Genomic DNA, 11,800 nt, shown 5'->3' on the forward strand with positions numbered 1-11,800 from the left:
AAACGGTTAAAGCTCTTTTAGCATGGATGTCGGTGCGGACTTCTTACCGCACCAAGGGACACCTGGCTCTAACGCGCAGAATAAGACGCATTCCTCACCAGAATGTTAAGGATCGGATTTTGAGGCGATCTTGTCAAGAAACGCCTGCATTTCCGCCTTTTTATCCGCGTCGGTAACCGAGGCAAGCCCGCGCTTGAGCGCCGCGGCAGCAGCGTCCTTGTCGCCCATCGTCAGGTGGGAGCGCGCCAGCATCATCCAGCCCTCGGCATCGTCAGGATTGGCTTCCAGCTTGGCGGACAGCCGGTCCATCATCGAATGGATGAAGGCCTTGCGGTCCTTTTCGTTCATGCCGGCAACCGCCGCCATCTGGCCCTGGCTGAGTGCGGGCGGGGCACTGTCGCCATCCAATTTGGCGATCTGGGCCTTGAGCCCCGGCATCCAGGGCGCATCGGGCGCGGAGCGATTCGCAAGCGCGGTCCAGACCGCCTTGGCCTGGTCCGTCTTGCCCGCCTGCAGATAGGCGAGGCCGAGATAATATTGCCCGGCCGGGTGGTTCGGTTCCCGCTGGATAATATCAGCCAGCAACATCCTTGAGGCCGGGGTCATCTGCCCGTTGGCGAGCGCGAGGAAGGCTTCGAAGCGATCGATCCGCCAGCGGATGTTGTCGGGCTCCAGCTCAACCAGTTTGCCGTAGGCATCGGCGGAGACATGAAATTCCTGCACCGTGCGTGCGGCTTTCGCGAGCACGAGCCAGCCTTTTTTGTCCTTGGGGTCCTTTTTCAGGTGGGCTTCGACCGCCTTGATCGCGGCGTCATAGGTCGGCCCACCGGGTTTGACCGGTGCCTCGCGCGCGACCATGACGGCGGCTGGCGCTGACGGCAGGTCCGGGCGGCCGAGGAACATATAAAAGGCGAAGGCACCGGCGACGGCGGCGATGGCGAGCAAGAGCGGCAGCGGTGTCTTGCCGGACGTATCCACGGGTGCCGCTTCAGCCTTATTGTCAGCCGCTTTCAGGATGCGGCGCTCTATCTCCAGCCGGGCGGCCTTGGCCTCATCGGCACCGATCACGCCGCGGGCTTCGTCTTCTTCAAGCTCATTCAGCTGCGCGCGGAAATGGGCGAGCGCATCGGTCGGCTTGACCTTGGGCGCGCGCACGGTGGCGAGCAGCAGCAAAACGACGAGGGCGACAAGGGCGAAACCAAGCCAGATCATGCCTTGTCTCCTTTGCTGCGCAGCAGCTTCTTCAGCTTGGCTTCTTCTTCCGCGCTCAAGGGCTCAGGCGCGTTCGCGCGCACCCGGCGGCGCATCACGGCGATCCCGCCGAGGATGAGAAACAGGAAGGGTGAGCCCCACAGAAGGTAGGTGCTGGGTTGGACCGGCGGCTTGAGGAGCACCCAGTCGCCGTAACGGTCGACCAGGAACTGACGTATCTGTTTCGGACTGTCGCCCTTGGCGACATGCTCGCGGATAAGACCGCGCAGGTCCTTGGCGAGGTCGGCGTCCGACTCGTCGATCGACTCGTTCTGGCAGACCAGGCAGCGGATTTCCTTCATCAGGCTGCGGGCGACCGCTTCCTTGGCCGGGTCAGCAAGCGGCTTGTCCGCCACCACAGCAAATGCGGGTGCAGAAAACGCGAGGCACAGGATGAAGACCATCAATCGTTTCATTTGATCGCCTCGATTTCCGGCAGGATTTTCTTCTCGATGCTATCCACCACCACAGGCCCCCACAGACGGTCCCGGATTTTGCCGTTGCCGTCGACGATGAAGGTTTCCGGCACGCCGGTCACACCCCAGTCGATACCGGTGCGGCCATGCAGGTCGGCGGCGATGGTGACATAGGGGTCACCCAGTTCAGCCAGATAGGCCCGTGCCTTGGCCGGGTCATCCTTATAATTGATGCCGATGATCGGGATATGGTGTTCTTTCGCAAGTTTCATCAGGTTGGCGTGTTCGGCCCGGCAGGGCACGCACCAGCTGGCGAAGAAATTGACCAGAACCGGGTGCCCGGTCCGGAGCACGTCATCGGTTACCTGCTTGTCCGCTTCCAGAAGCGCGGGCAGCGTGAAGGCGGGCGATTCCTTACCCATCATCACGCTCTTGATCTCATGCGGGTTCCGGTCCCGGAGCAGCATGGACAGGAACAGGGCGGCAAGCGCCGCGACCACAATCAGGGGCAGGAAACGCTGCATCGGCTCAGGCCTCCTTCAGCTTCGTGGACGGCTTTTTGGCCTTGCTGCCCGTCGGCGCCCCGATACGGCGGCGGCGGTCGCTCAAGGACAGCAGGCCGCCCAGCATCATCATCAGCGCGCCGGTCCACAGGCCGGAAATGAAGGGTTTGAAATAAAGCCGTACGGACCATTTACCGCCGCCTGCGGCCTGGCCGATCACGGCATAAAGGTCCCCGGTCAGAAGCGGGCGGATCGCGGCTTCGGTCGTCTCCATCATCGGATGGGCATAGACCCGGTCCTCAGGCGCCAGCTTGGCGATCTTTTTGCCATTTTTGGTCACGTCAAAGAAAGCGCGCACGGCGGTATAGTTCGGGCCTGCCACGGGGGCGACGCCGTTGAAGCGGAAGTCATAGGCGCCGACCTTGACCGTGTCACCGGGGCTTACCAGCTTCAGCTCTTCCTTGGTCCAGGCGGTGCTGATGGTGATGCCGAGGACGATGACGGCCAGCCCGGCGTGTGCGAGGCTCATGCCCCAGCTTGCGCGCGGGATCGCCTTCGCCCGGGCCCAGAAACGGCCGGGTTTCTTGAACAGCTGGGTGCGTTCGGCAACTTCAAGGAAGACCGAGGCGATGAGCCAGGCGGCGAGCGCGAGGCCGACAGCGGTCATGATCAGCTGGCCGGACGAATGCCACAGCACCGCAAGCGCTGCCACAAGCGCGACACCCAGCGCCGGGAGCATGATCTGCGCGGCGCGGCTCAACCGGCCCCGCTTCCAGGCCAGCAGGGGCCCGATACCGAGCGCGACGATCAGCGGGCTCATCAGCACGGTGGCGCCATAGTTGAAGAAGGGCGCGCCGACGCTGATCTGGCCAGCGTTGAAGGCTTCCATAACCAAGGGATACAGCGTGCCCACCAGCACCACGGCGGCGAAGCAGGACAGCAGGATGTTATTGAGGACCAGCGCGCTTTCGCGGCTGACCATGCCGAATAGGCCACCGGGTACCAGCTTGGGCGCGCGCCAGGCATAGAGGGTCAGCGAGCTGCCAATGGCGATTGCCAGGAAAATCAGGATGAAGATGCCGCGGGCCGGGTCAACCGCGAAGGCGTGCACGCTCGTCAGCACGCCGGAGCGCACAAGGAAGGTGCCGAGGAGGCTGAAGGAAAAGGCGACGATCGCCAGAAGGATCGTCCAGCTTTTAAGCGCGTCGCGTTTCTCGACCACGATGGCGGAATGGAGGAGCGCGGCTGCCGCCAGCCACGGCATGAAGCTGGCATTCTCGACCGGGTCCCAGAACCACCAGCCGCCCCAGCCGAGCTCGTAATAGGACCACCAGCTGCCAAGCGCGATGCCGCCGGTCAGGAAAATCCAGGCCATCAGCGTCCATGGGCGGACCCAGCGGGCCCAGAGGGGCGTCACTTCGCCGTCAATCAGCGCTGCGACCGCGAAGGAGAAGGAGACCGAAAGCCCGACATAGCCGAGGTACAGCATCGGCGGATGGAAGGCGAGGCCGGGGTCCTGCAATAGCGGGTTCAGGCCGTTGCCTTCAGCGGGCGCGGGATTGAGGCGCAGGAACGGGTTGCTGGTGAGCAATATGAACAAGAGGAAACCGACCGCGAGCAGGCATTGGACCGACAGCACACGCGCGCGAAAATGCAGCGGCAGCTTGCGCCCGGCCAGCGAAACCGCGGCGGCGAAGACGGTCAGGATCAGGATCCACAGCATCAGGCTGCCTTCGTGGTTCCCCCACACGCCGGAAATTTTATAGAGCATCGGCTTGGCGGTATGGCTGTTCGCGGCGACCAGCAGGACCGAAAAGTCCGAGGTCACGAAACTATACATCAGGCAGCCGAAGGAAATGGCGACCATCAGGAACAGGCCGACGGCGACACGGTCGGCCAGCGCCATCAGGCGGCGGTTGCCAAGGTGGATGCCGATATGCGGCACGCTCGCGCCCAAAAGCGCCAGCATGAGCGCCATGACGAGCGCGAAATGTCCGATCTCAGGTGCCATCAACGGCCGCCTTTCTTGAGGGCCGACAGCGCTTCCGGGTGGCTGCAGGCTTCGGCGTTCTTGGGGGCGGTGCCCGGCGGCGTGTAATTCTCGTCGTGCTTCGCGAGCACGGTTTCGGCGACGAAGACACCCTGCTTGTTGAGGCGGCCTTCGGTCACGACACCCTGGCCCTCACGGAACAGGTCCGGCAGCAGGCCCTTGAACTTGACCGGAATATCGACTGCACAGTCGGTCACCGTGAACAGGTAGGTCAGGCCGTCGGTGTCCCGGTGGAAGGAGCCGGTGGCGACAAGGCCGCCCAGGCGGAAGCGCTTGCCTGCGGGCACCTGTTTTTCCATCACCGCGCTTGGCTGCAGATACAGGTTCAGGCTGTCGCCGCCGAGCGCGAAAGTGATCAGGATGATCGCACCGACAATGGCGATGAGCGCGGCCGAGACAATGACAAGACGCTGGCGCTTGCGCGTTTTCAGCCCCTTGGATTTTTTCGGTGCGGCCATGGCTTATCCTTCCTTGCGGCGACGCGCGCGCAGGGCTTCAACGCGCTTGCGGGTCGTCCTGCTCGCCCTGAGGCTGGAGACGGCAAGCCAGACAAGCGCCACGGTGCTGATGCCGTACGCCGACCAGACGAAAACGGCATAGCCGCCCATATGGAAAAAATTTGCCATCAGCCGTAAACCTCGGCTCTGTTCATCACGCTGAGTTTGCGCTGATTGATCTCAAGCTTCATGCGCCACAGGAACACGACGACAAAATACGCCTGGAAAGCTGTCGCCATGATGAACAAGGGCCAAAGCATGGAATCGGCGATCGTCGGTCCGCCCATGCGGAAGACGCTGGCAGGCTGGTGCAGCGTGTTCCACCAGTCGACCGAGAATTTGATGATCGGGATATTGGCGACGCCGACAAGCGCGAGGATCGCGGCGGCGCGGCCGGCCTTTTCCTCATCGTCGAACCCGTGCCAGATCGCCATATAGCCGAGATAGAGGAAAAACAGCACGAGGACGGAGGTCATGCGGCCGTCCCACTGCCAGTAGGTGCCCCACATGGGCTTGCCCCACAGGCTGCCGGTGATGAGCGCCAGCGCGGTGAAGGTGGCGCCGATGGGTGCGGCCGCCTTGCCCGCCAGTTCGGCCAGCGGGTGGCGCCAGACGATGGCGACGAAGCTTGCGCCAGCCATCACCATATAGGTGAACATCGCCATCCAGGCGGCGGGCACATGGATATACATGATGCGCACGCTTTCGCCCTGCTGATAGTCGGGCGGGCTGCCGATCAGCGCCAGATACAGGCCGGCGACGAGGCTGATCGCCATAACGGCGATAGCCCAGGGTAATATCCGGTCTGCCAGACGATTGAACTCGGCGGGATTGGCGAATCTATGCATGGACTTTTCCTATCGCTATCCGGGCGTTACAGCAAGTGCGACGTGATGCCTCACGGTATGTTTACGGGCAGCCTATTCAAGCGCGAGACGGAGCGCCGCGGCGGACGCGAAAGGCCCGATCGCCAGCGCCACCAGCGTCACTGCGCCCAGAAGCGCCAGGTTCGCGCTGGAGCCGACCATGCCCATGGCGGCATCGACCGCGCCGACCCCGAAGATCAGGGTCGGAATATAAAGTGGCAGCACCAGAAGCGCCATCAGAACCCCGCCGCGTCTGACCGAGACGGTGAGCGCTGCGCCGATCGATCCGATCAGGCTGAGGGCCGGTGTGCCGACAAGCAAGCTCAGGAGCAGGATGCCGTAGCCTTCCGGGGCCAAGTTCATGAACATGCCGAGGAGCGGCGCGATCAGGATCAGCGGCACGACGGTCGCCAGCCAGTGCGCGAGAATTTTCGCCGCCGCGACACCGGTGAGGCCAAGCGGGCTAAGCGCAAGATCGTCAAGGCTGCCGTCCTCATAATCGGCCTGATAAAGCCGGTCGAGGCTGAGAAGGCACGCCAGAAGCGCCACCACCCAGATCACCCCGGCGGCGATGCGCGCGAGCACTTGGGGTTCCGGTCCAACCCCGAACGCGAACAGCGTGACCGCAATCATGAAGAAGCTCAAAGCCATGGTGCCGGTGCCACCCTGCGACCAGGCGAGGCGGATATCGCGCATCAAAATGGCACGGAAAGTGGCGGACAAGGGCGTGCTCATAGCCAGCCCTCCTGAACTGTTGCACGTGCAGCATATTGGGAGACGTCAACTGTTGCCCCTGCAACACCGATCGGATCGTGGGTCGCCGCCAGGATAAGGCCGCCGCGCGCCAGGTGCCGGGTCATCAGACCGGCCAGTTTTTCGCGGTTGTCAGCATCGAGCCCGACCGTTGGCTCGTCCATCAGCCATACCGGCCGGTCCGCGAGCAGAAACCGCATCAAACTGGCCCGGTGGCGTTGCCCGCTTGAGAAAAACCGCACGGCTTGGTCGAGGAGCCGGTCGAGCGCGAAGGTCTCGGCGGCGTCATAAAGTACGTTTTCCGACAAGGACTTACCGGTCATGATGCGCGCGTAGGTCTGACAGTTTTCCCGTAAGGTAAGCGCGGGTTTGAGGCCATGGTCATGGCCGACATACACCACCGCTTCCGATAGCGCGGCATCGCCCGTGCCCCAGGCGTCGTCACCGTACATCAGCTCGCCATCCGCGGCAGGAACAAATCCTGCGATCAGGCGGAGGAGAGTCGACTTGCCGCTGCCGTTGGCGCCGCGCAGATAAAGAAGCGCGCCCGGCTCCACCGAAAAATCGAGCCCTTCGAACACCATGCGGCCGCCGCGGCGGCAGGCAAGGCCGTGCGCCGACAGGGCTTTGGCATCGAATGAGGGTTCGGGTGTGTCCATGGCGGTCACGCTACCCAAGCCGCCGCGCGCGAACAAGCAAAGAATGACGCCCCAGCTCCGCTTTGTGCTCGATTTACTCAAGTCTCTGTTTTTCTGGGCCTTTCCGATGGGCCCCTCATGCCCTATATGGAATAGGAAGCGTGTAAGCGGGGAGGCTTATGAGCCTGGACATCACCACATGGTCTAATGGCCTGTTGATCGCAGCCTTTGTGTTCTGCGTGCAGTTTCTGGCGAGCAGCCATATCCTGAGGACCAAGACCCAGGTCAGGTCCGCGGTGGCGTGGCTCGGCCTCGTCTGGCTTGCGCCCGGTTTCGGCATTATCTTTTACGTCCTTTTCGGCATGAACCGTATCCGCCGCCGCGCGCGCATGACCCGGATCAAGCGCGGCCTCGCGCCCCGGACCGGGGTGCTGACCGATCCGGCGGGCCCGTCGCTTCTGGAGGCTGGCACGAAGGCGCCGACGCGCTGGCGCGCCCATGCCAAGCTGGCCGGCAGGGTGACGCGGACCCCGCTTACCCTCGGCAACCGCATCACGCCGCTCATGGGTGGGCGCGAGGCCTATGACGCGATGATCGAGGCAATCGATAACGCGTCCTACACAGTCGCGCTCACCACCTATATTTTTCAGGCCGACCAGGCGGGGCGGCGCTTCATCGGCGCGCTCGCCCGCGCGCACGAACGCGGTGTGAAAGTGCGGGTGCTGGTTGATGCGGTTGGCAACCTGTATGGTCTCAAGCCGGTCTCCAACCTGCTTCGCCGCCGGGGCATCGAGGTTGCGACCTTCAACCCCGCCCGCCTCAGCTGGCGGCTGGCCTTCTTCAATCTGCGCACCCACCGCAAGCTCCTGATCGTCGATGGTGTCACCGGCTTCGCGGGTGGCATGAATATCCGCCGCCACCATCTGGAAGATGAAAACGGCAAACCACGCGTGCAGGACACGCACTTCCGCCTTGAAGGCCCGGTGGTGAGCCAGATGATGGATGCCTTCGCCGACGACTGGGCCTTTTCCTGCGGGGAAGAGCTGGATGAAAATATCTGGATGCCGGTGGTCGAACCCATAAGCGACGGCGTCGCTGCCCGTGCGATTGCCGATGGCCCGGATGAACCCAATGACAAGACGGCGATGATCATCGAAAGCGCGCTGGCGTCCGCACGCCGGAGGGTTAGCATTGTCACGCCTTATTTCCTGCCGGAGGAAGCGCTCACCGCTGCGCTCAAGCAGGCGTCGCTACGGGGCGTGCAGGTGGATATCCTGATACCCGAAAAGAACAACTTGCCGCTTTTCGGTATCACCAGCCTGGCCGGGGTGCGCCAGCTGATTGAGGCCGGGTGTCGGTTCCATCTGTCCCCACCGCCGTTCGACCATTCGAAGCTGATGGTGGTCGATGACGCCTGGGTATTGTTCGGCTCCTCCAATTGGGACGCGCGCTCGCTGAAGCTGAATTTCGAATTCAATGTCGAATGCTATGACCGCGGCTTTGCCAAGACGATGTCCGACTGGGTCAAGGCGCGGTTCGAAAGTGCCAGCCCGCTCGGCCTGCAGGAGCTGGATGGCCGTCCGCGCCTCTCCCGCGCGCTCGGCCGGGTGCTGTGGCTCGCCAGTCCTTATCTATAAAGCCTGACACCGGCTTGCCGCTGTGGTCGCACCGTGGCAGGCTCACACTTCTGGCTATTGCCTGTGTGAAGGAGAGCGCTTCCGGATGCCGAGCCATCCCATACCGCCGGACCGTTTGGCCGATTTTCAGGAAACCGGCAAGGGGCTGACGACGGCTGAAGCAGCCGCCCGCCAGGCGCGCCTGGGCTATAACGATATCGTCGTCTCCCCGCCGTCTTCGTGGCGGGACCTTGTCCGCAACACTGCCCTTGACCCCATGATCTGGTTTCTGGTCGTGGTCAGCCTCCTGTTCGCTTTCATGGGGGAGCGCACTGAAGCGCTGGTACTGATGGTGGCGATGGTTCCGCTTGTCGGGATGGATGCCTACCTGCACCGGCGCACCCAGGCGTCGACCCAGGGCCTGGCGAGCCGGTTGGCCGCGCAGGCGAAAGTGCTGCGGGATGGCGACTGGGCCATGATGCCCGCACGGATGATCGTGCCGGGCGATCTGCTGGAGATCGCGGCGGGGGAACTTGTCCCGGCCGATGGCATCATCGTTGCGGGGGAAGGCCTTCAGGCTGATGAATCTTCGCTGACGGGCGAAGCGTTCCCGGTTCGCAAACAGCCAATGGCCGGGATTACGGCCCATACGCGCGCAGCTGACGGGGCACATTGGGTTTTTGCCGGCACCCGCTTGCTGACCGGGCGGGCACAGATGTGGACCATCAATACCGGCGGGGCCACGCTTTATGGTGAAATCAGCCGTTCGGCGCTCGCGGGCAGCAAGGGGCGCACGCCGCTCCAGAAAGCTGTGGGCAGGCTGGTCATGGTTATGCTGGCGGCAGCCTTGTTCCTGTGCGCGCTCTTGGCCGCGATCCGGCTTGCGCAGGGCTATGGCCTCGTTGACGCGTTTCTAAGCGCCGCGACCCTGGCGGTCGCCGCCTTGCCGGAGGAATTTCCAGTCGTCTTTACCTTCTTTCTCGGCGTCGGGGTCTACAGGCTCGCGCGCAGGCAGGCACTGGTCCGGCGGGCGGTGGTGGTTGAGAATATCGGCCGGCTGAGCTGCATCTGCTCCGACAAGACCGGGACGCTGACGGAAGGGACGCTGGTCCTGATGCATCAGCTTCCGGCGGAAGGCATGACCGGGCACGAAAATCAGGGAGACCTGGCCGCCTGGGCGGCACTGGCCGCGCGGGAAGAAAGCGGCGATCCGCTCGATATCGCGCTTCTGAAGGAGGCGACGGCCATCGAAGCCACACCGCTTACCGTCTTCGCCTTCACCGAGGACAGGCGGCGCGAAACAGCGCTTGTGCGCCTTCCGGACGGCTGTATCGCTGCCGTCGCCAAAGGCGCGCCGGAGACCATCTTCGGCGTGTGCGGGCTTGAAGGTGGCGTCCTTGAAGACTGGCGTGCCCAGGTCACCCGCTTTGCCTCCACCGGTCATAAGGTGATCGCCGTTGCCGCCCGTTTTATGGAAGCGGCAGACGCGGACAGCGCCGAGCCTGGTGACGGGTTTGAGTTTCTGGGGCTTCTGGCCTTTGAGGACCCGCTTCGGGATGGGGTGGAAGAGGCCATTGCCGCCTGCAGGCAGGCGGGAATCCGCGTTATCATGGTCACAGGCGACCATCCTGCGACGGCAGAGGCCATCGCCCGCGCGATCGGGCTTGGCGGGGAGAACCCGCATATCATGCTCGCTGACGCGCTTGAGCTTGAGGATGTATCCCCGGACGCCCTGGCCGATGTGGATGTGATCGCCCGCGCGACACCCGAACAGAAGCTTGAGCTTGTCCGCGCGCTCCGGCGTTCCGGCGAAATCGTTGCCGTGACCGGCGATGGCGTTAATGATGTGCCCGCGCTCCAAAGCGCCGACATCGGGATCGCGATGGGCGAACGCGGTACCCAAAGCGCCCGTGAGGTGGCATCCATCGTCCTGCTGGACGACAATTTCCGCACCATTGTCGGTGCGATCGCCGAGGGGCGGCAGCTTTTCCTCAATCTGCAACTGGCGTTCGCCTATCTCCTGCTCATCCATATCCCGTTCGTGTTGAGCGCGGCGGTGGTGCCGCTTGTCGGGCACCCGCTTCTCTATCTGCCGGTCCATGTCGTGTGGCTGGAACTGGTTATCCACCCGACCGCGCTTCTGGTGTTCCAGGATCTGCCGTCCAGCGGCACCTTGCTGCCGACGGTGCGGGACGGCGCGCCCCGTTTCTTCGCCCCGAAAGCGTGGGGCCTGATTATTGTTGCGGGTCTTCTGCTGGCAGGCCTGGTCTCAGCCGGGTTCGAGCTGGCGCTGGGCCCTGCGGGGAATGCCCTGGGGAATGTGGTTCATGCCCGGTCGATGGCGCTTGGCGCGCTGGTGTGCGCAAGCGCGGGCATGACCGCGGCGCTCAGCCGTCTCCGGGGGCGGGTGTCGCGGCTGATCGTGGCCGCTGAACTTGCCAGCCTGGTTGCTTTTGTGCAGATGCCCTGGCTTGCCGCGCGTCTGCATCTGGAGCCGCTGCATCTCGCGGACTGGGGCCTTGTGGCCCTGGCCGGCCTTCTGGCGGGCGCCCTGGCAATGGCGGTGCGCGCCGCGATCCGGCCTGTGCGGATGCGTGGGGGTTGACCCACCTCAAAAGACGGTCAGGTCTCAGGTGTCTCGGTTCGCCGCCCTTTTGGTTGGGGTCATGAACAGCATGAACCGGGCCATTGGTAGTTTGAACAGCAGGACATAGCCAATGTGGGCGGCGACCAGGAACATGAGGGCATTGCCGAAGGTTTCGTGGATTTCCTCAACCGCGCCTTCTTCATGATCCCGCTCATGACGGTGCTCACGCGGGGGCTGATGGCCTTCCGTTTCCGCATAGGCTGTTTGTATGGTTTCCTGCCCACTGATGCCGAGGGCGTGGCCTTTATCCATCAGGATGCCCGTCGCGGTAACACCAACAAGGCAGAGGGCAATCCCGAACAGAAGGCTGCGGCCCACTGCCGGATGTGTATGGAGATTACCGGGCCTGAGCCCCTTAAAGCGCGGGTAGAATTTAGCGAGGCCAAGTACCGGTTTTTGCGACAGGGCCATCAGAAGCCGGATCACAATGACGGTAACGACACCGTAGCCGAGCCAGGCGTGGATTATACCGGCTTCACTGGTCAGATAGGCCGCGAAGGCAAGAAGCGCGAGCGCGGCATGATAGGCCCTCAGTCCGTGCATAAGCATGGGACCACCTTTCT

At 63.4% G+C, this 11,800-nt stretch carries 12 protein-coding genes; 2 read left to right on the forward strand and 10 right to left on the reverse strand.

Annotated elements, in window-relative coordinates; translation table 11 throughout:
• Positions 1 to 105: 105 nt before the first annotated feature.
• The 9 genes from ccmI to ccmA form a co-directional block, all read right to left on the reverse strand.
• Positions 106 to 1,212, reverse strand: coding sequence for a c-type cytochrome biogenesis protein CcmI (ccmI, locus tag K6118_RS03370; RefSeq protein ID WP_247118809.1), 1,107 nt, complete (start codon positions 1,210 to 1,212; stop codon positions 106 to 108).
• Positions 1,209 to 1,667, reverse strand: a complete 459-nt coding sequence (locus tag K6118_RS03375) for a cytochrome c-type biogenesis protein (protein WP_247118810.1) — start codon at positions 1,665 to 1,667, stop codon at positions 1,209 to 1,211. Before K6118_RS03375 ends, ccmI begins: the two co-directional genes overlap by 4 nt.
• Positions 1,664 to 2,191 carry a DsbE family thiol:disulfide interchange protein gene (locus tag K6118_RS03380; RefSeq protein ID WP_247118811.1) on the reverse strand — a complete coding sequence of 176 codons (528 nt, stop codon included), beginning with the start codon at positions 2,189 to 2,191 and terminating at the stop codon, positions 1,664 to 1,666. The genes K6118_RS03375 and K6118_RS03380 overlap by 4 nt, the downstream gene beginning before the upstream one ends.
• Positions 2,192 to 2,195: 4 nt before the next feature.
• Complete coding sequence (locus K6118_RS03385) at positions 2,196 to 4,181, reverse strand: heme lyase CcmF/NrfE family subunit (RefSeq protein ID WP_247118812.1); 1,986 nt, start codon at positions 4,179 to 4,181, stop codon at positions 2,196 to 2,198.
• Entirely contained in the window at positions 4,181 to 4,678 is a 498-nt protein-coding gene (ccmE, locus tag K6118_RS03390) for a cytochrome c maturation protein CcmE (protein WP_247118813.1), read from the reverse strand. Before ccmE ends, K6118_RS03385 begins: the two co-directional genes overlap by 1 nt.
• 3 nt (positions 4,679 to 4,681) lie before the next feature.
• A complete protein-coding gene (gene ccmD / locus K6118_RS03395) occupies positions 4,682 to 4,846 on the reverse strand; it encodes a heme exporter protein CcmD (RefSeq protein WP_247118814.1) in 165 nt (54 codons plus the stop codon).
• Positions 4,846 to 5,565 (reverse strand): heme ABC transporter permease, encoded by a 720-nt coding sequence (locus tag K6118_RS03400; RefSeq protein ID WP_281500573.1) that lies wholly within the window; start codon positions 5,563 to 5,565, stop codon positions 4,846 to 4,848. Before K6118_RS03400 ends, ccmD begins: the two co-directional genes overlap by 1 nt.
• 72 nt (positions 5,566 to 5,637) lie before the next feature.
• Positions 5,638 to 6,318 (reverse strand): heme exporter protein CcmB, encoded by a 681-nt coding sequence (gene ccmB / locus K6118_RS03405; RefSeq protein ID WP_247118815.1) that lies wholly within the window; start codon positions 6,316 to 6,318, stop codon positions 5,638 to 5,640.
• Positions 6,315 to 6,995: a heme ABC exporter ATP-binding protein CcmA gene (gene ccmA / locus K6118_RS03410; RefSeq protein WP_247118816.1), complete on the reverse strand. Its 681-nt coding sequence runs from the start codon at positions 6,993 to 6,995 to the stop codon at positions 6,315 to 6,317. Before ccmA ends, ccmB begins: the two co-directional genes overlap by 4 nt.
• 158 nt (positions 6,996 to 7,153) lie before the next feature.
• Here ccmA and K6118_RS03415 point away from each other — a divergent pair, with 158 nt between their 5' ends.
• On the forward strand, positions 7,154 to 8,611 hold the full coding sequence (locus K6118_RS03415) for a phospholipase D-like domain-containing protein (RefSeq protein WP_247118817.1): 1,458 nt from the start codon (positions 7,154 to 7,156) through the stop codon (positions 8,609 to 8,611).
• A gap of 85 nt (positions 8,612 to 8,696) precedes the next feature.
• Positions 8,697 to 11,195 (forward strand): cation-translocating P-type ATPase, encoded by a 2,499-nt coding sequence (locus K6118_RS03420; protein WP_247118818.1) that lies wholly within the window; start codon positions 8,697 to 8,699, stop codon positions 11,193 to 11,195.
• Positions 11,196 to 11,219: 24 nt separating this feature from the next.
• Here K6118_RS03420 and K6118_RS03425 read toward each other — a convergent pair whose 3' ends face one another.
• Positions 11,220 to 11,786 (reverse strand): cytochrome b/b6 domain-containing protein, encoded by a 567-nt coding sequence (locus K6118_RS03425; RefSeq protein ID WP_247118819.1) that lies wholly within the window; start codon positions 11,784 to 11,786, stop codon positions 11,220 to 11,222.
• Positions 11,787 to 11,800 lie beyond the last annotated feature (14 nt).

The sequence above is a fragment of the Kordiimonas marina genome, from assembly GCF_023006325.1.
GTDB classification, from domain to species: domain Bacteria; phylum Pseudomonadota; class Alphaproteobacteria; order Sphingomonadales; family Kordiimonadaceae; genus Kordiimonas; species Kordiimonas marina.

Excerpts from the sequence above, each read along its gene's own strand:
- ccmI (WP_247118809.1), bottom strand. The coding sequence starts at position 1,212 with ATGATCTGGCTTGGTTTCGCCCTTGTCGCCCTCGTCGTTTTGCTGCTG.
- K6118_RS03375 (WP_247118810.1), bottom strand. The coding sequence starts at position 1,667 with ATGAAACGATTGATGGTCTTCATCCTGTGCCTCGCGTTTTCTGCACCC.
- K6118_RS03380 (WP_247118811.1), bottom strand. The coding sequence starts at position 2,191 with ATGCAGCGTTTCCTGCCCCTGATTGTGGTCGCGGCGCTTGCCGCCCTG.
- K6118_RS03385 (WP_247118812.1), bottom strand. The coding sequence starts at position 4,181 with ATGGCACCTGAGATCGGACATTTCGCGCTCGTCATGGCGCTCATGCTG.
- ccmE (WP_247118813.1), bottom strand. The coding sequence starts at position 4,678 with ATGGCCGCACCGAAAAAATCCAAGGGGCTGAAAACGCGCAAGCGCCAG.
- ccmD (WP_247118814.1), bottom strand. The coding sequence starts at position 4,846 with ATGGCAAATTTTTTCCATATGGGCGGCTATGCCGTTTTCGTCTGGTCG.
- K6118_RS03400 (WP_281500573.1), bottom strand. The coding sequence starts at position 5,565 with ATGCATAGATTCGCCAATCCCGCCGAGTTCAATCGTCTGGCAGACCGG.
- ccmB (WP_247118815.1), bottom strand. The coding sequence starts at position 6,318 with ATGAGCACGCCCTTGTCCGCCACTTTCCGTGCCATTTTGATGCGCGAT.
- ccmA (WP_247118816.1), bottom strand. The coding sequence starts at position 6,995 with ATGGACACACCCGAACCCTCATTCGATGCCAAAGCCCTGTCGGCGCAC.
- K6118_RS03415 (WP_247118817.1), top strand. The coding sequence starts at position 7,154 with ATGAGCCTGGACATCACCACATGGTCTAATGGCCTGTTGATCGCAGCC.
- K6118_RS03420 (WP_247118818.1), top strand. The coding sequence starts at position 8,697 with ATGCCGAGCCATCCCATACCGCCGGACCGTTTGGCCGATTTTCAGGAA.
- K6118_RS03425 (WP_247118819.1), bottom strand. The coding sequence starts at position 11,786 with ATGCTTATGCACGGACTGAGGGCCTATCATGCCGCGCTCGCGCTTCTT.